16 protein-coding genes are annotated in these 16,156 nt (G+C 63.4%); 7 read left to right on the top strand and 9 right to left on the bottom strand.

Going from position 1 to position 16,156, the window contains the following annotated elements; translation table 11 throughout:
• Positions 1 to 12 precede the first annotated feature (12 nt).
• On the bottom strand, positions 13 to 1,494 hold the full coding sequence (locus tag M0D68_RS16450; protein ID WP_200653021.1) for an RNA polymerase factor sigma-54: 1,482 nt from the start codon (positions 1,492 to 1,494) through the stop codon (positions 13 to 15).
• A 531-nt stretch (positions 1,495 to 2,025) separates the two neighbouring features.
• Here M0D68_RS16450 and M0D68_RS16455 point away from each other — a divergent pair.
• Complete coding sequence (locus M0D68_RS16455) at positions 2,026 to 2,364, top strand: BON domain-containing protein (RefSeq protein WP_054035360.1); 339 nt, start codon at positions 2,026 to 2,028, stop codon at positions 2,362 to 2,364.
• 109 nt (positions 2,365 to 2,473) lie between these two features.
• Here the strand turns inward: M0D68_RS16455 and M0D68_RS16460 are convergent, their stop codons facing one another.
• The 4 genes from M0D68_RS16460 to M0D68_RS16475 all read right to left on the bottom strand — a co-directional run bounded on the left by M0D68_RS16460 (position 2,474) and on the right by M0D68_RS16475 (position 4,759).
• The gene (locus M0D68_RS16460) at positions 2,474 to 2,926 is read right to left on the bottom strand and encodes a PA2169 family four-helix-bundle protein (protein WP_200620541.1); all 453 of its coding nucleotides are present in this window, start codon (positions 2,924 to 2,926) and stop codon (positions 2,474 to 2,476) included.
• Between the two features lie 232 nt (positions 2,927 to 3,158).
• On the bottom strand, positions 3,159 to 3,752 hold the full coding sequence (locus M0D68_RS16465) for a hypothetical protein (protein ID WP_211706703.1): 594 nt from the start codon (positions 3,750 to 3,752) through the stop codon (positions 3,159 to 3,161).
• A gap of 102 nt (positions 3,753 to 3,854) precedes the next feature.
• Positions 3,855 to 4,199 (bottom strand): DUF1488 domain-containing protein, encoded by a 345-nt coding sequence (locus tag M0D68_RS16470; protein WP_093635847.1) that lies wholly within the window; start codon positions 4,197 to 4,199, stop codon positions 3,855 to 3,857.
• Positions 4,196 to 4,759, bottom strand: coding sequence for a DUF4142 domain-containing protein (locus M0D68_RS16475; protein WP_200620540.1), 564 nt, complete (start codon positions 4,757 to 4,759; stop codon positions 4,196 to 4,198). The genes M0D68_RS16470 and M0D68_RS16475 overlap by 4 nt, the downstream gene beginning before the upstream one ends.
• Before the next feature lie 285 nt (positions 4,760 to 5,044).
• On the opposite strand from M0D68_RS16475, the gene M0D68_RS16480 reads away from it, so the two are divergent.
• Positions 5,045 to 6,349 (top strand): DNA topoisomerase IB, encoded by a 1,305-nt coding sequence (locus M0D68_RS16480; protein ID WP_211706704.1) that lies wholly within the window; start codon positions 5,045 to 5,047, stop codon positions 6,347 to 6,349.
• 33 nt (positions 6,350 to 6,382) lie between these two features.
• Here the strand turns inward: M0D68_RS16480 and M0D68_RS16485 are convergent, their stop codons facing one another.
• Both M0D68_RS16485 and M0D68_RS16490 read right to left on the bottom strand, forming a co-directional pair.
• Positions 6,383 to 6,658 (bottom strand): hypothetical protein, encoded by a 276-nt coding sequence (locus M0D68_RS16485; RefSeq protein WP_211706705.1) that lies wholly within the window; start codon positions 6,656 to 6,658, stop codon positions 6,383 to 6,385.
• 88 nt (positions 6,659 to 6,746) lie between these two features.
• A complete protein-coding gene (locus tag M0D68_RS16490; RefSeq protein WP_211706706.1) occupies positions 6,747 to 7,037 on the bottom strand; it encodes a hypothetical protein in 291 nt (96 codons plus the stop codon).
• Between the two features lie 201 nt (positions 7,038 to 7,238).
• Here M0D68_RS16490 and M0D68_RS16495 point away from each other — a divergent pair, with 201 nt between their 5' ends.
• From M0D68_RS16495 to M0D68_RS16505, 3 genes are all read left to right on the top strand, one after another.
• On the top strand, positions 7,239 to 7,766 hold the full coding sequence (locus tag M0D68_RS16495) for a PRC-barrel domain-containing protein (RefSeq protein ID WP_200620537.1): 528 nt from the start codon (positions 7,239 to 7,241) through the stop codon (positions 7,764 to 7,766).
• A 128-nt stretch (positions 7,767 to 7,894) separates the two neighbouring features.
• Complete coding sequence (locus M0D68_RS16500; RefSeq protein ID WP_211706707.1) at positions 7,895 to 9,238, top strand: sodium:proton antiporter; 1,344 nt, start codon at positions 7,895 to 7,897, stop codon at positions 9,236 to 9,238.
• Between the two features lie 41 nt (positions 9,239 to 9,279).
• Entirely contained in the window at positions 9,280 to 9,849 is a 570-nt protein-coding gene (locus M0D68_RS16505; protein ID WP_093635857.1) for an aromatic acid exporter family protein, read from the top strand.
• On the opposite strand, the gene M0D68_RS16510 is transcribed toward M0D68_RS16505, so the two are convergent.
• Positions 9,846 to 10,787 carry an AraC family transcriptional regulator gene (locus M0D68_RS16510; RefSeq protein WP_211706708.1) on the bottom strand — a complete coding sequence of 314 codons (942 nt, stop codon included), beginning with the start codon at positions 10,785 to 10,787 and terminating at the stop codon, positions 9,846 to 9,848. The genes M0D68_RS16505 and M0D68_RS16510 overlap by 4 nt on opposite strands.
• A 117-nt stretch (positions 10,788 to 10,904) precedes the next feature.
• Here M0D68_RS16510 and M0D68_RS16515 point away from each other — a divergent pair, with 117 nt between their 5' ends.
• Positions 10,905 to 11,261 (top strand): carboxymuconolactone decarboxylase family protein, encoded by a 357-nt coding sequence (locus M0D68_RS16515; protein ID WP_175051551.1) that lies wholly within the window; start codon positions 10,905 to 10,907, stop codon positions 11,259 to 11,261.
• 101 nt (positions 11,262 to 11,362) lie between these two features.
• Here M0D68_RS16515 and M0D68_RS16520 read toward each other — a convergent pair whose 3' ends face one another.
• The gene (locus M0D68_RS16520) at positions 11,363 to 12,412 is read right to left on the bottom strand and encodes an aldo/keto reductase (protein ID WP_211706709.1); all 1,050 of its coding nucleotides are present in this window, start codon (positions 12,410 to 12,412) and stop codon (positions 11,363 to 11,365) included.
• Between the two features lie 341 nt (positions 12,413 to 12,753).
• On the opposite strand from M0D68_RS16520, the gene M0D68_RS16525 reads away from it, so the two are divergent.
• Complete coding sequence (locus M0D68_RS16525; RefSeq protein ID WP_266210781.1) at positions 12,754 to 16,089, top strand: autotransporter outer membrane beta-barrel domain-containing protein; 3,336 nt, start codon at positions 12,754 to 12,756, stop codon at positions 16,087 to 16,089.
• Positions 16,090 to 16,156 lie beyond the last annotated feature (67 nt).

The raw sequence follows: 16,156 nt of genomic DNA on the forward strand, positions 1-16,156 counted from the left end.
AGGGCAACGCGTTTAAACCTGGCGACGCAATTCCGCCGGCGGCACTTTCATCAAGTGACGATATTTCGCCACGGTACGCCGTGCCACCAGTACACCCTGATCCGCGAGCATCTTCGCAAGCGTCACGTCCGACAGCGGATCGTGCGTGTTCTCCGCGGCGATCATTTCCTTGAGCAGCGCGCGCACGGCCGCGGCCGAACAGGTACCGCCGCTTTCTGTGCCGAGTTCGCGCGGGAAGAAGTGCTTGAACTCGAAAATACCGCGCGGCGTGGCCATATATTTGTTGCCGGTCGCACGCGAGATGGTGGATTCGTGCAAACCGAGTTCCTCGGCTACATCGCGCAGCACCATCGGCTTGAGCGCGATTTCACCGTACTGGAAGAAGGCTCGTTGATGCGCGACGATGCACTCGGCCACGCGTTGAATCGTATCGAAGCGCTGCTGCGCATTGCGGATCAGCCAGCGCGCTTCCTGCAATTGCTGCGCGAGCGGCGAGCGGCTGGCACCGGCCGACTGCGCGAACAGCTCGGCATACATGCGATGGATGCGGGCGCGCGGCTGCACGGCCGGGTTGATCGTCACCGCCCATTTGTTGCGCACCTGACGCACGATCACGTCCGGCACCACGTAGTTGTCTTCGGTACGGCCGTAGTTGTTGCCCGGCTTCGGATCGAGCTTGCGCACCAGCGCGCAGGCCACCCGCAGTTCCTCGGCGCTGCAGCCGATCTGCTTTTGCAGTTCAGCCTGTTCGCGACGCGCGAGGCGCTCCAGGTGATGGTCGACGATTTGCCGCGCCACATCGCGTCCCGGCGTGTCAGCGGGCAACGCGTTGACCTGCAGCGACAGACATTCGGATAACGAGCGGGCGCCAAGACCGGGACGATCGAGCGATTGCACGAGGCGCAGCGCCACCAGCAATTCTTCTTCAGTCAGTTCGGGTTCGAGGTCGACGCTGTCGGCGAGCTCGGAGAGTTCCTGACGCAGATAGCCGTCGTCATCGAGCGCCTCGATGATAAAACGGGCCACCGCGCGGTCACGGTCGTCGAGTCGATAGAGACGCAGCGAGTCGTGCAACTGCTCGCGCAAGGTCGGTTGGGAACGCGCCCATTCAGCGGGATCGCTACTGTCGGAGTCGCCGTTCTGGCGCGTCGAACTACGGGTGCTGTAGTCGCCCGAAAAGTCGCCGGGTACGTCGTCCTGCCCTGCGCTTTCCATTGTGTCGCCAGCGCTGTTGTCGACCGGTGACGATTCAGGTTCGGCCGCGGCGACCGTGTCCGTGGCGGGCGTCCCACCGACGTCATCGCCTGGCGTTGCAGTGGCGAGCGCGACGTCTTCCGTGTCGGTCGAGTCGTACTCGAGGAACGGATTGGTGTCGAGCGCGGTGCGCAACTCCTGCTGGAACTCGAGAGACGACAACTGCAACAGACGCACCGATTGCTGCAGACGCGGCGTGAGTGCGAGGGACTGCCTTGCGCGTAGTTCGATTGACGGCATTGTAGTGAGGTCCCGTTAATAGCTTGGAAAAGGTATCTGGCCTCAGTAGAGCAACTGTCATACCAGCTCGCCCAACACACTGTTTTTTCTAAGTTTTGCCTTTTCAGGCCCGCCAATTGCGCAGTGGGCGCGCGCCCTTTTTACAAGGACCCGGCAATTTCCGGTCGCCGGCCTTACGGACCGTCGAACAGCCCGCCGCACGTGGCCGCCCCTCTATTCCTCAGCCTAAACGCATGTGCAGCACCGGCTTGTCCCGGCATCGGGCATTCGTGCGGTGTACCGGGCACACAGCTTGCGAATCAACACGGTGTGGACGGACGTGGGTCTTTGCACGCGAGTCGATCGCGAGGTAGCGCAAGCAGCAACGTAGCCACGCAAACGAAACACATGCATAGACCGTCGTCCGGTGTCGATAACGGGCCCTGACGGAACCGTAGCGGCAACGACCCCACGCGAGTCATCAACGGTTTCGGCCGCGATCGACCGCAGGTAACAAGACCGCATTTTTTATCAACACCCGAAGGAGAAACCATGAAGACCATCCAACTTCTGAAGACCGCAGGCAGCATCGCTTGTGTCGCATTCGCTCTGAACGCTACGGCGCAAACCAGCGGCTCGGCCCCGTCGGCAGCATCCGAAACTATCGGTCAGCACGTCGACGACGGCACCATCACCACCAAGGCCAAGGCCGAACTGCTCAGCGCGAAGAACGTCAAATCGACTCACATCCACGTGAAGACCCGCAAGGGCGTGGTGTGGCTCACGGGTTCAGTGCCTTCGTCTGACGACAAGGCCGCAGCAGGGGAAGTCGTGAAGGGCGTAGATGGCGTCTCGAGCGTGAGGAACCATCTGAAGGTCGTAGCGGAATAACTGCGCGGAACAACAGCAGCGTCTTCGCTGCTGTTGTTGTCCAGCTTCAAAAAACCGGCGTTCTTGTGAGCGCCGGTTTCCTTTTCTACCTGCAGTTTTCTATCTGCAATTACGGCCTGGCCGCAGCGTACTGATCGCGTAAGTCACGCACGCGATCATGGTTTTGCAGTACGCCCTGGTACTGACGCTCAACCAGCGCCCGGACGTCCAGCGGCAACTCCTTTTCAAGCGCGTCGTGATAGCGCTTTTTCGCAACGTCTTCGCCCTTTTCGCATTCGGCGAGGATCTCGTGATCACTGCGATCCGACACAGCCGACTTCACGTCGACCCAGCCGCGATGCAGCGCACCGCTCATACTGCCGCCTGTTTCGGGCTTGCCGCCCAGCGCCTGAACCGCATCCTGCAATTCACGCGCACCACGCGTGCAGTCTTCGGCGCGCGACAGAAACAGCGATTTCAGCTGCGCGTCATGCGCGTCTTCTGCCGCCTTGCGAAAGCCCTTCTCGCCATCCTTCGACGTTTCGACCAGATCGTTCAGCACGGAGACAACGTTCGTAGCCATTCAATACCTCCAGGGGTTTCGTTAATCGAGGAATCCGCCGCTACGCACTTCCATGTAGCCGCGGGGTTCGCATGTCTATGCGCATGAGGCGTGCCCGGCTCGCGAATACCCCGGCATGAATGCAAAACGGCCCGACATTTGCCGGGCCGTTCTGTGGGTTGCAGCGTCTCCACTCAAGCGAAAGCGATCGCCTTACTCATTGCCTCATTTATTGCCTCATTTATTGCTTCACTCAGGCATGCCGTTCGCTGAATTCGCCGAACTCGTTGAGTGGTTCGGGCGTTTTGAGCGGATCGAAGTCGGCCCAGCGCCCTTGCTGCCAGCGCCCGCTCGCGCGTTCGATCGCGAGGCCCCCTGCTTCGCGCAATACCTTAGCCGCGTCGAACTGATTGTCGGGCGATACATGCACGGCAACCAGCACGCCGGAGTCGCGCAATTCCTGATGGAAGCGCAAATGGTGGTGGCCGGCCTCGCCGCCTTCGCGCGTGCGCGCCATCGCCCCGGCGAGGGAGCCTATGTATGCGCCGACGCCGGCCGCGATCAGCGAGACGAGAATCGGCGCCGAAAACGCCGCGAAGATCCCGACGCCGACCACAGCGCCCACTACCGCGCCGATCGTCACGCCCATGCCGGCGCCCTTCGGGGCTTCTCTCGCGCCCGGATCGGTGCCGGTATCGCCGCCGATCGGATAGCGCGCGTGCTGGCCACGCGGATTGACAAAAAACAGCGTGACGTCTTCTTCGACGAAACCTGCGTTGAAGAGCTTTTGCGCCGCATCTTCGGCGGCGGGGAAAGTCGTAAACCGTGCTGCGACGATGAGTGACATAAGGCCTCCTTACATCGTTGAAACGCGTTTTGCGGACCCTGCCGCCACACGGCATCGCGCTGCGCTGCAAAAATCCACGCGGGAGGCAGGCGTGTGCCCGGACTACGCGGCGGTGCCGCGATCGGGCTCCATGCCTTCCACTCTGAACAGTCCACTATGCAACACTACGCCTTCACCGGCGTTCTGGTCGAGTGCTTCTGCGCAAACCGAGCGGATGCGATTGCGCCCCTTGTCAAAAGCAGCCATCAGGGCGGATTCGAGCGCGGAATCGGCGCCGAAATGATCTTCCAGCGCCTCGGCCGTAATCGCGCACACAACCGCTTCGCCGTCGACGCGCGCCATGAAGCGCACAGTCAGATTCGCTCCGTCGAAGAGCGGCTTGTCGTCGGGAAAAGTGATCTGCATAAGGGAGTCCTCATAGGCCGGCCGGGGCAGGATCGCGTTCATGACGAACCCTTCATTGAACCGGCCAGTTGCTGCGCCATCGCGAGGTGATGTTTGATCGTCGGCAGCGCGTGCGCGGCGGCCGCCTTCAGTTGTGAGTCGGTGCCGCTCTGGCTCTCCTGCTGGAACAGGTCGACCGCTCGCTGATGCGCTTCCACACCGATCTGCTCGACGTAGGCCTGATCGAATTCGTTGCCCTTGAGCGTCTGCAGTTTTCCGACCAGCGCCGAATCGGCGGACGGCGTCGTGGCAAGCCCCTTCTTCGCGACGATTGCGGCCATGCCGTGCGAGAGTTTCGTATGGTCGGCGATCATTTGCTGCGCGAATTTCTTGACGTGCGGATCGCTCGAATTCTTGAGTGCGATTCTGCTTGCCGCGATTTCGGTGGCGTCGGCCTGTGAGGCATCCTGCACGAACTGCTGGTCTGCAGGCGAGAGCTTTGTGCCGCTCACCGGCGCAGCGCTAGCGGGGGCGTCACTGGCTTGTGCGTATGCAGGCCCGATCGACGCTGCGCCAAGCCCCAGCGCAACAGCCATCACTTGTACGGAATATCGGAATTTCATACGTTTTCTCCCTGGTCGATCTGTCTTCCGAAGCGGGCTGAGCTATGAGCTCGCGGTATTTCAGAACCGCTTCTGCGTCCCTTGTCTCTGTCCGTTCGTTACGTCCCTAGTCAGCAAAAGACGTGCCCATGCCTGACCGCCGCCTTCAGCACCGGTAGCAAGGTGCGTAAGGACTGTTCCGTCCAAGCGCGCCACCATGCGCAAAGCGCGCTGCGGGCATCGCTTTTGCTCGCGGCCAGTCATCGGCGCATTCGCGCTTCATGCTTGAAACTTCTACCTGCAACCATGGCTGCCACGACCCAACCGATGCAACGCCGCACGGAGCGCGCTGGACGCGCGGACGAAACCGCCGCGCAACGAGCCACTCCTGCCGACCTGCCGCCGGGCCTGCGCCATGCCGACGACAGCAAGCCCGGCTACACACGCAAGCGTGAAAAAGACGGCTTCATCTACATCGACCTGAGCGGCAAGCGCATCGACGACGAAGAGGAAATCAAACGCATCAATGCCCTCGCCATTCCGCCCGCTTACGAAGACGTCTGGATCTGCCCCGACGCGCGCGGCCATATCCAGGCGACGGGCCGAGACGCACGCGGCCGCAAGCAATACCGGTATCACCCACGCTGGCGCGAGACACGCGACGCCGACAAGTACGAACGCATGGCCGAGTTCGGCCGCGCGTTACCGAAAATCCGCGCACGCGTCGCTCGCGACCTGAAGCTGCCGGGCATGCCGTGCGACAAAGTCTTCGCGGCGATCGTGCAGTTGCTCGACACGACGCTGATCCGCATCGGCAGTGTGGAATACGCGCGCGAGAACCAGTCGTACGGTTTGACGACGCTGCGCAAGAAGCATGTGAAGATCGAAGCGGGCCAATTGCGCTTCAAATTTCGCGGCAAAAGCGGCATCGAGCATGACGTGACGGTGGACAATCCGCGCATCAAACGCATCGTGCGCCGCTGCGCCGAACTGCCGGGCCACGACCTGTTTCAGTACCTCGACGAAGACGGCACGCGCCGCACGATAGGGTCGGCCGACATCAACGACTACCTGCGCCGCGCGAGCGATGCCGACTTCACCGCGAAGGACTATCGAACGTGGGCCGGCAGCGTCTATGCCTTGGCCGCGCTACGGCGGCTGGTGTGCAGCAGCGCTACGGAGGCGCGCCGCCATATCGTTGCGACGGTCAAGGATGTGGCGGCGCTATTGCGCAATACGCCCGCGGTTTGCCGGCGCTGCTACATCCATCCGGCGGTAATCAGTGCGTTCGAGGCGGCCGAGTTGCAGAGCTTGCCACCTGGCCAGGCACGCCGTGGATTGAGAGCGGACGAAGTGGCATTTGCCACGCTGCTTGCCCATGCGGAGAAACGTGCGGCAAAGCTGGCACGCACGGCCGGCGCCAAGGGCCGCAAGATGCGGGAGACGGCGGTGACGGACAGCATCAACGGCTCCTTGACCACTCTGTTGAAAAAATCTCGCGTGGTGGCGCGCAAAAACGCTGCGGCGAAGACCGGCACGCAAACCGCACGGCGGTCGGCCGCGTCGCGCGAGGTCACGGCATCGCGTGACGCCAAGCAGGCGGCTCGCTGAGCAAAACTGAGGTTCGGATCTCCGACCAACCTCTTATTGACTGGCGCCGGAGGCCGCTGAGGCTGCGCCAGACCTACTCGCCGCTTCGGTTGCGGCAGCCGCCGCCGCGCCGCTGCTCGTATCTGCAGTACTGCCGGTGGCCGCGTTGCCGTTCATCACGCCGCTGCTGGCCAGCGCGGAACTGGCGGCAGTAGACGTATCCGCGCTGCCGTTATCGGACCGTTTGCAGCCTGCGGCCGCGGTCAATAACACCACCGCTGCCACGATCAGCACCTGCATGCCCGCGCATTGTCTGGATAGCTGTTTCATCTTTCTCCTCCGTCATCGGTCAGGTGAATCCGCAACTGCATGACGCGAGCGCGGATTCGCCTGCCATCATTGATGTTCATCGCCTGCGTTATTGGCCGTTCGTGCCGCTGCCCGCGTCCGCACCCGGTGTACTGGTCGAATCGCTCATCGGCTTCTTGGTCTTCGCCTTCGACTTCGACATGTGATGCGTTTTCGAGCCGCTGGCACTCATTGCCCCCGAAGTCGACCCTGCGGATGCCGCATCATGTGCGGCGTTGTTGCTCGAGCCAGCGGATCCGCCTCCGCCCGCGCCGCCGTTACCGTTGCCGCCCGCTTGCGCGAAAGCGACGCTCGACATCGCGACCAATGCCGACACCAGCAATGCTTTTGAATAGTTCATCGAAGTCTCCCTAAGTGAATGGACGGCGTTTGCCGCTTGCAGCGCGAGCTTGTCCAATCCGTGCTTCTGCCGCTCGAGCTGGGCACTGGCACTCATGCTGTTGGCCAAAGCCGCAGCAAGGGCTATGCCGCGCTGCTGCGAATCGAAGGAACGCCGATTGCTCAGTTCTCTCCACACATCGAACCGGTAAGGAGAAACATCATGCTCAACCAGACACAGACCCAAGGCGGCACGCGGCAGGGCCAAGGCGCACGTATCGTCGGCAAAGGCAGCGCGACTGCAGACGGTCCCGGCCCGGAAGTCATGGCCGCGGCCACCCTGGATGGCAACAAGGTGATTAGCAGCGATGGCGAAGACATCGGCAAGGTCAAGGACATCATGCTCGACGTCGGCTCGGGTCGTATCGCCTATGCAGTGCTATCAAGCGGCGGCTTTCTCGGCATCGGCGACAAACTGCTGGCGATTCCCTGGCGTGCCCTCACGCTCGATACACAAGAGAAGTGCTTCGTCCTCGACATGACCGCCGAGCGCGTGAAAAACGCACCGGGGTTCGACAAGGACCACTGGCCGGCCATGGCGGACCAGACATGGGCCACGTCGGTACATCAGTACTACGGCAGCGAGCCCTACTGGGGACGCGACCCGTATGACCGGCGCGACGATCTGGGTGCCGGGGACATTCCGGCGGGGTCGTCTGATGCACCGGAGGCCGGCGGGTTGAAGCTGTAGATCCCGTTGTAAATCCTGTCGTTCGCACACAGGTTGCGGGCAGGTGCGGCTCGTTGCTTCGAGCCGCACCTGCCTTGATGTGCCGGCCGCGCATGCGTCACCTGCATGCCGGCCCCAACCGGATCCTCATGCACGAAACACTGTGGTTTCTCATCGTCGGCGCCGTGCTCGTGTTTATGGGCGTGGCAGCGACGACGCTGCGGCGCCTGCCCGTTAGCGCCGCCATGTTCTACCTCGCGATCGGCTACGCCCTCGGGCCGTCCGGCATCGACCTGTTGCGCCTCGATATCGTCGCCGATGCACATTTGCTACGAGCCGTCACCGAAGTCGCGCTGCTGGTGTCGCTGTTCGCCATCGGGCTGCGTTTGCGGCTCGGCGTATTCGAGAAGCTCTGGACCATACCGCTGCGCCTCGGCTTCCTCGCCATGCTGGCGACTATTCCTCTACTCACGCTGTTCGGCGTCTACGTATTGCATCTTGGCTGGGGCCCGTCCCTGCTGCTCGCGGCGATCCTCGCCCCGACCGATCCGGTACTCGCTCATGACGTCCAGGTGCACAATCCCGGCGACCACGACCTGCTGCGCTTCGCGCTCTCCGGCGAAGGTGGCCTGAACGACGGCGTCGCGCTCCCCTTCGTCATGCTCGGCCTCGCGATATGCGCGGCGCCTGCCACTCCAGTCACCGACGTGCTGAGTTTCCGGCTCGCCGGCAGCATCGTATGGGGCGTGGCCGGCGCAATCGCGATCGGCGGCCTGCTCGGCTGGGTGACAACACATGCGGTCACCTGGCTGCGTACGCGCCATGCGCAGGCCCTCGGTCTCGAGGGCTTCTTCGCGTTGGGCCTGATCGAACTCTCGTTTGGCGCCGCGCAACTCGCGCATACGTATGGCTTTCTGGCGGTGTTTGCCGCGGGCGTCGCGATGCGCCGCGCCGAGCATCGCGCGAGCGGCGGCGCTTCACCTCGCGAGGCGATCGGTACGGTCGATTCCGAAGACGTCGAAGCAACCGCGGCAAATCCGAGCAAAGCCCATGCGTATATGACGGAGTCGGTGATGGGCTTCACGATCGAACTAGAACGCATCGCGGAGGTGGCGGTGATGGCGATGGTGGGCAATGTGCTCGCCACGCTGCAAGCACCGCTTCTCACCTGGCAGACGGTCGCGCTCACGGTTGCTCTGTTCGTGCTCGTACGGCCGGCGTCGGTGGAATTGTCGCTGCTGGGGTCGAGCGCGACGCTAGCGCAGCGGCGTTTGATGAGCTGGTTCGGCATCCGCGGAATCGGTTCGTTTTACTACCTGGCGTATGCACTCGAACACAGCGTGGCATCCGACGTCGTGCCCCTGGTGCCGCTCACGCTGGCGGTCGTTGCGGCTTCGGTCGTGATTCACGGCGTCTCGGCTACGCCTCTGATGAGCTGGTACCACAGCCTGCGCAGCAGCGAAAACCACGATGTCCGCCGTGGACCTCGCTAGAATACGAGTCCCTCGTGCTGCAACAAGCTCCTCCCCATTCGATGACCGCTCCCGACGAATCAAGACGTGAAGCGCGGACGAACGCCGCCAATTCGCTGTTCGCTTTTCTCAAGGCGCTGCCGCTGGGCGACCGGCTGGCCGAAGGCAGTGTGATGGCCGCGCAGGCGGTGGCCGGCGGCAGCCTCGCCTTCGTAATCGGCCGTTGGCTGCACACAGAGCAAGCCTTCTGGGCCGCGATTACGGCGATTGCGGTCAGCCAGCACAGTTATATCGACACGCGCAATCTGTCGCGCGATCAGTTCATCGGCGCGATGGTCGGGGCCGTCTGCGGGCTCATCGGCGCAACCCTCGGCGGTGGCTATCTCGCCGCTTACGCGGCCACCGTTGGCGCGGCGATTCTGATTTGCTGGGTCGTGAACGTGGGCAGCGCCGCGCGTCTGGGTGGCATTACGGCGACGATCATGCTGCTGGTGCCGGGCGTCGGTTCGCCGTGGGACAGGGCCTTGCTGCGCCTCGGCGAGGTCACGTTAGGCACCGTCTGCGCACTGCTCGTGACCTTGATCATGTCAAGGATAGAGAAGCACTGGTTCGGCCGACCCGACAAAGCCTAGCCGGACTTCTGATCGTTCTCTTGCGGCTGACGCCGGTAACGTCCCGGCGTCGCGCCGACGCTCTGCTGAAACGCCTTGCCGAAGGCGGCTTCCGATTGATACCCCACGGCCTCACCGATCTCCGCGGCGCTGCGCTGCGTGCGCAGCAGCAGATCGCACGCGATCGTCATACGAATCTGCGTGAGGAAATCCATCACCGTCATACCCGCACGCTCGTTGAAATGGCGTGCGTAAGTCGCGCGGGACATCGCCGCGCGTTCGCCCAGTTCGGCAATCGTCCAGGCCCGTTCGGGGGCGCTCAACATGCTCTGTACGGACGCGCCCAGACGCGCATCGGCCAACAGTGCCAACACGCCTGCAGTCGATGCATTCTGTTCGCCGTGCACGCGCAAGGCCATTGCGAATAGCGCGTGGCTCAATGCGGTGACGATCGCGAGCGCGCCGGGCTGACGTTGCTCCGCTTCGGTTCGCATCAATGCAATCACCGTCTGCAACGCGCCGAGCGTTTGCACGCTGCCGAGCGACACATGAAATGGGTCGGGCAACGCGTTGAGCAGCAACGCCGAGGAACCGGGCGCGTAGACGAACCGGCCGCATAGCAGATCGAGATCGGCGCCGCCCTCGTGCTCGTCATTGCGGCGCAACGGCAGCATGCCGTCATGACTCAACGTCAGCGGCGCGGTGGCAACTGTCCGCCCGATATCACGCACCCGATGCGCGGCGCCACGCGGGAACAGCATGAAATCGCCCGCCTGCAGCACAACCTGCGCGCCACCCGCAGTCTCGACGACGCATTCGCCGTCCAGCACCAGATGAAACGGTGCAATGCCCGCCTCCATTGGCGTGTGATCGATGTCGAAGCCCCCCGTGAGCAGGCAACGCAGATCGAGGCTGGCTTGCGGCCGGGCGAGGTCGATCAGTCGGCTGAGCGTATCCATGAGACGGTCGCGCTAAAAGTTGAGCGAATCGAGTATTCAGGATATCGCGGCACAGCGCAATACTTTGCCTAACGACACCGGCACCCGCCGGAGCCTGGCAAACAAAGGAGCACTGTCATGTTGAACTGGATCGATTACCGCAAGGAACTGTTCGGCCGCATCGGCGAGATCGCCAAACTGTCGCCGGATACGGTGAAGGCCTATCAAACGATGTCGAGCGCGGGCCAGAAGGCCGATCTTCTCGGCGCGAAGACGCGCGAGCTGATTTCGCTCGCGGTGGCCGTGAGCTTGCGATGCGACGGCTGTATCACCGTGCATACCGCCGAAGCGCTGAAACACGGCGCGACACGTGAAGAGATCGCCGAAGCGCTCGGCGTGGCGGTCGCGATGAACGCGGGCGCCACCATGGTGTACTCGGCACGCACGATGGACGCCGTCGCCGCTTATCAGGCGGATAGCAAGCCGGCAGCGTGAGGCAGGCGGTGTAGCGACGTGATGGCACGCCGCTGCACCGCTCACCCACGACCTATCCGCCGTGCAACGCGAGCCGCGCACGCCGCGGCTTGCAGCTGGCGCTACGCCGGATGACGCGCCTCTTCAAGCTGCTTGCGGCGCACCTCGCCCTGGCGTTCCAGCATCCAGCCCGGGTACTCAGCGGGCAGCGTGCTGACCTTATCGAGTTTCGCAAGGTCATCGGCGGTCAGCGTGACCCCCGTGGCAGCGATGTTGTCGTCGAGTTGCTCGATTTTCTTCGCGCCGACGATCACCGAGCTCACCACGCGTTGATGCAGCAGCCACGCAAGCGCGATCTGCGCCACCGACACTTTCTTCGTCTCCGCGATATCGCGCATCACGTCGATACAGTCATAAGCGCGCTCGCGATTGACCGGCGGGAAATCGAATGTCGTGCGACGGCTGCCCGCCTCGCCCTGCTGTTCGCGCCCATATTTGCCGCTCAGCAAGCCGCCCGCGAGTGGACTCCACACCATCAGTCCAAGCCCTTCGCTGTGCAGCATCGGCACGAGTTCGCGTTCGAGGTCGCGGCCCGCCAGCGTGTAATACGCCTGTAGCGATTCAAAGCGCGCGAGGCCGAGGCGCTCCGCGATGCCCAGCGCCTTCACGATCTGCCATGCGGCCCAATTCGACACCCCGACATAGCGCACATGGCCATGCTGAACCAGCGTATCGAGCGCGCGCACGGTTTCTTCGATCGGCGTGGCCGGATCGAAACCGTGGATCTGATACAGGTCGACGTGATCGAGTTGCAGGCGTTTCAGGCTCGCCTTGATCCCGTCGATGATGTGATAACGAGAGGCGCCACGCGCGTTCGGAAACTCTGCCGTCTGACCGAAGACTTTGGTTGCGACCACAACCTTGTCGCGCGGCACTTTCAGGTTCTTCAACGCCTGACCGGTGATCTCTTCGGATAGGCCATCAGCATAAACGTCGGCCGTGTCGATGAAATTGATGCCCGCATCGAGCGCCCGGCCGACCAGCCGCTCCGCGTCCCCCTGCTGCAGATCGCCGATCTGCTTCCAGATGCCCCCGCCACCGCCGAAGGTCATCGTGCCCAGGCACAGCTCCGAAACAAACACACCGGTACGGCCTAACTGGTTGTATCGCATCGTCGAGACTCCATCGTGGATTCGTGGATCGGTGAGCCGTACAGGGTACTGCACCCGGCAAATTTCGGCAGGACCCGGCGCGCGTCCTGATCCGCCGCCCGACGAACGAATGTTTCAAACCACTTACGGTTCCCGCAGGAGTTACCGCAGCGCTTTTTCGGTCCGGAAAAAATGCCTTCTCCTGCGAAGAGCGAGGCGCCATGCGGGTCTCGGTCAAGCGTCGGCGATTCGCAACATATTCGTAATGTTATGTCGGGGACGTTTGGAAAGTTTTGGTAAGGCGTGTATAAGTCGGACCATTCCGCTCGTATGGTGCAGTGCCTTTAACAAGGACCGTGCGTATGAAGAAGAAGAAAACGTTTGGAATCGGCCTCGGCAGCGTCGTGCTGCTCACAAAGGCATTCACCCCCTCAGCCATGGCCGCGTGCAGCAATACCGCGCCGCCGAGCAATACGACAGTCACCTGCACGGGCAGCGGCATCGCCGCCGTGATTGCGCAAACCGGCAGCACCGGTGTGACGATCAATGCCGATAGCACCGCCTCGGGCAGCTTCGTGCGCAGCGCCAATCCGGTTATCTTCAGCGTCGACACCAACAGCACGATCAACAGCAGCGGCAACTTCACACTGACGGGAGGCGGCGGCACGGGCACCGTGCGCGGCGCGGTATTGCTCGGCGTGGGCAATGGCAATCAGATTACCAACGCGAGCGGCGCCGTCATCACCACGACCGGCGCCTTCAACGACGGCATGGCCGCCAACGGCAGCGGCAACACGCTGACCAATCGCGGATCGATCACCACCAGCGGTCCCAACGCTTACGGCATGACGGCCGCGTGGGGACAAACGAACGTCGGCCAGTTGAACAACACGTTGATCAACAGCGGCAGCGTGACGACCTCGGGCAGCAACGCGCGCGCGGCATCGATTCTGGGCGGCAGCGGCACCATCAACAACAGCGGCACGTTGACTACCACGGGCTCGGCCAGTCCAACCGCTTATCTGCAAGGCAATAACGACCAGTTGATCAACAGCGGCACGATCAGCGCGAGCGGCAGCGGTTCGGATGCGGTGTTTTCCAACACCGCGGGATCGAGCTTCGTGGCGACGATCCAGAACCTCGCGGGCGGCAGCATCATCAGCCAGAACGGCTCCGGCATCCGCACGCTCAACGGCAACAGCACCATCATCAATGCGGGGCTTGTGCAAAGCGGTATCGGCACGGCCATCACGATGGGCAACGGCAACGATTCGCTGATTCTGCAAACCGGATCGGTGATCAACGGCGCAGCCGATGGTGGCGCAGGATCGAATACGGTGACCTTGCAAGGCTCGGGCACGGCGTCGAATGCGTTCACCAACTTTCAGACCTTGCTGATGCAAGGCACGCTGTGGAACTGGACCGGTAGCGGGACCTTCACGCTCGCACATGTGCAAACCGGCACGCTGAATCTCACCGGCACGTTAGGCGCGAGCGCAACGGCGCTCGTCGATAGCGGCGCGACCTTGCAGGCGACTGCGCAGAACCTGCCCTCCACCGTGACCGACGATGGACTCGTGCGGTTTGCCCAGGATAGCGCGGGCACCTACACGGGATCGATCAGCGGCACCGGCGCAGTGGATAAAACCGGTGCCGGCGTGTTGACGCTTGCACCGGCTGCGGCGAGCGGCAACACCTATTCGGGCGGCACGACGATCGATCAAGGCACGATTGCCGTCGGCGCGGACAACGCGCTCGGCGCGAACACTGGCGGCCTCACGTTCAACAGCGGCACGCTGCAATTGACTACAAGTTTCGACCTCGCCGCCACACGTGCCATCACGTTGGCCGCGGGCGGCGGCACGATCGATACGCAATCCTTCGATAGCACGCTCTCCCAGGCGGTGAGCGGAACCGGCGCGTTGACGAAAGCCGGCAGTGGCAGCTTGCTGATGACCGGCGTGAGCACCTATAGCGGCGCAACCACGGTCGCAGCGGGCACCCTCGCGATCGGCGACGCCACCCATGCCAGCGCCGCGCTGACGGGCGGCGGCGCCATCACGGTGGCCGCAGGTGCGACGCTCGGCGGCTATGGCAGCGTGACGGGCGCGGTCACGAACAACGGCACGCTCGCGGTGGCGAATGCAGTGCCGTCGTTTGCCAGCGAAGGCAATGGCGCGTTCTCGATCAACGGTTCGCTGGTGAATGCCGGACTCGTGCAGATCGGCGGCCCTGCCGCCGGCGGTGTGGGCAACCGCTTGAATGTGGCGGGCAACTACACCGGACAGGACGGCACCATCGGCCTGAACACCGTCGTCGCCGGCGACGGCGCGGCGTCCGATCGCCTCGTGCTCAGCGGCGGAACGGCCACTGGTTCGACGCACTTGCAAGTCACGAACGTCGGCGGCCAGGGCGCACAAACAGTAGCGGACGGCATTCAGGTGATTCAGGCGACCAATGGCGCCACCACCGCCTCGAGCGCCTTTACGCTGGCTGCACCGGTGAAGGCCGGCGCGTATTCCTACTATCTGGCCAAAGGCGGTGTGAGCAGCGGCACGACGGACAACTGGTATCTGCGCAATACGGTTGCGCCGCTGCCGACCGCAACGGTACCCGGCCAGCCGCCGGTCACGACGCCGGGCGCCCCTGGCGAACCACCCGTTGTCGCGTCGGGCGTGCCGATTGCGGCCGAGGGCACGCCGCCCTTGCCGCCCGCGCCCCCCGCTGGCTCGGCCGCCATACCGCTGTATCGCGTCGAAGTGCCGGTCTACGCCGCAGCGCCCGGCGTCGCGCGTGAGCTCGGCCTGATGCAGATCGATACGTTTCATGACCGGCAAGGCGATCAGGCCTTGTTGAGCGAAAGCGGAAAATTGCCTGCCGCGTGGGGTCGCGTGTGGGGCGGCCATAGCGTGCTGAGCCAGAACGGCACGGCAAGTCCGCAATTCGACGGCTCCGTGTATGGCATCCAGGCCGGGCAGGATCTTTACGCGGATCGCAGCGCGAGCGGCCAGCGCAATCACTACGGTTTGTTTGTCGGTTTCGCGCGGGCCACCGGCGACGTCGACGGCTTCGCGCTCGGCATGCCCAATCTCGCGGTAGGCCACCTTGCGATCAACGCGTACAGCCTCGGCGGCTACTGGACGCATATCGGCCCAAGCGGCTGGTACACGGACGCCGTGCTGATGGGAAGTTCGTTGACCGTCGATCCGGATTCGCGCGACGGCCTCAATACGACGACTCACGGCAACGCAGTGACCGGCTCGCTCGAAGGCGGTCTGCCGATTCCGCTCGGCGCGGGGCTCACGCTCGAACCGCAAGCGCAACTCGTGTGGCAGCACCTGTCGTTGTCCGATTTCAACGATGGCGTATCGAGCGTCGGCTTCAACAGCGGTAATACTTTCGTCGGACGAATCGGCGCGCGCCTGCAAGCTCAGTTCGATGCCTTCGCAATCGCCTGGCGGCCCTATCTGCGTGTCAGCTTCCTACGCGAATTCGGCTCCGACGACAAAGTCACCTTCGGCGGCGGGACCGTGATTCCGGGCACTGTCGGGCAAACCGCGGCGCAACTCGGCGCGGGCGTGGTCGGCAAATTCAGCACGTCGGGCAGCGTGTTCGCGACGCTCGGCTGGGTGACGAATCTGGGTGGCGCACACCAGAGAACGGTGACGGGCGACGCAGGCGTACGCTGGGTCTGGTAGTTTTGCGCCGGACTGTGCTGCAGGTGCGGTGCGGTCCGCACCTGCGGTTTTTGCCGCCTTATTCAGC

This window comes from Paraburkholderia sp. SEWSISQ10-3 4, from assembly GCF_030464785.1.
Classification (GTDB): domain Bacteria; phylum Pseudomonadota; class Gammaproteobacteria; order Burkholderiales; family Burkholderiaceae; genus Paraburkholderia; species Paraburkholderia aspalathi.

Excerpts from the sequence above, each read along its gene's own strand:
- M0D68_RS16450 (WP_200653021.1), bottom strand. The coding sequence starts at position 1,494 with ATGCCGTCAATCGAACTACGCGCAAGGCAGTCCCTCGCACTCACGCCG.
- M0D68_RS16455 (WP_054035360.1), top strand. The coding sequence starts at position 2,026 with ATGAAGACCATCCAACTTCTGAAGACCGCAGGCAGCATCGCTTGTGTC.
- M0D68_RS16460 (WP_200620541.1), bottom strand. The coding sequence starts at position 2,926 with ATGGCTACGAACGTTGTCTCCGTGCTGAACGATCTGGTCGAAACGTCG.
- M0D68_RS16465 (WP_211706703.1), bottom strand. The coding sequence starts at position 3,752 with ATGTCACTCATCGTCGCAGCACGGTTTACGACTTTCCCCGCCGCCGAA.
- M0D68_RS16470 (WP_093635847.1), bottom strand. The coding sequence starts at position 4,199 with ATGAACGCGATCCTGCCCCGGCCGGCCTATGAGGACTCCCTTATGCAG.
- M0D68_RS16475 (WP_200620540.1), bottom strand. The coding sequence starts at position 4,759 with ATGAAATTCCGATATTCCGTACAAGTGATGGCTGTTGCGCTGGGGCTT.
- M0D68_RS16480 (WP_211706704.1), top strand. The coding sequence starts at position 5,045 with ATGGCTGCCACGACCCAACCGATGCAACGCCGCACGGAGCGCGCTGGA.
- M0D68_RS16485 (WP_211706705.1), bottom strand. The coding sequence starts at position 6,658 with ATGAAACAGCTATCCAGACAATGCGCGGGCATGCAGGTGCTGATCGTG.
- M0D68_RS16490 (WP_211706706.1), bottom strand. The coding sequence starts at position 7,037 with ATGAACTATTCAAAAGCATTGCTGGTGTCGGCATTGGTCGCGATGTCG.
- M0D68_RS16495 (WP_200620537.1), top strand. The coding sequence starts at position 7,239 with ATGCTCAACCAGACACAGACCCAAGGCGGCACGCGGCAGGGCCAAGGC.
- M0D68_RS16500 (WP_211706707.1), top strand. The coding sequence starts at position 7,895 with ATGCACGAAACACTGTGGTTTCTCATCGTCGGCGCCGTGCTCGTGTTT.
- M0D68_RS16505 (WP_093635857.1), top strand. The coding sequence starts at position 9,280 with ATGACCGCTCCCGACGAATCAAGACGTGAAGCGCGGACGAACGCCGCC.
- M0D68_RS16510 (WP_211706708.1), bottom strand. The coding sequence starts at position 10,787 with ATGGATACGCTCAGCCGACTGATCGACCTCGCCCGGCCGCAAGCCAGC.
- M0D68_RS16515 (WP_175051551.1), top strand. The coding sequence starts at position 10,905 with ATGTTGAACTGGATCGATTACCGCAAGGAACTGTTCGGCCGCATCGGC.
- M0D68_RS16520 (WP_211706709.1), bottom strand. The coding sequence starts at position 12,412 with ATGCGATACAACCAGTTAGGCCGTACCGGTGTGTTTGTTTCGGAGCTG.
- M0D68_RS16525 (WP_266210781.1), top strand. The coding sequence starts at position 12,754 with ATGAAGAAGAAGAAAACGTTTGGAATCGGCCTCGGCAGCGTCGTGCTG.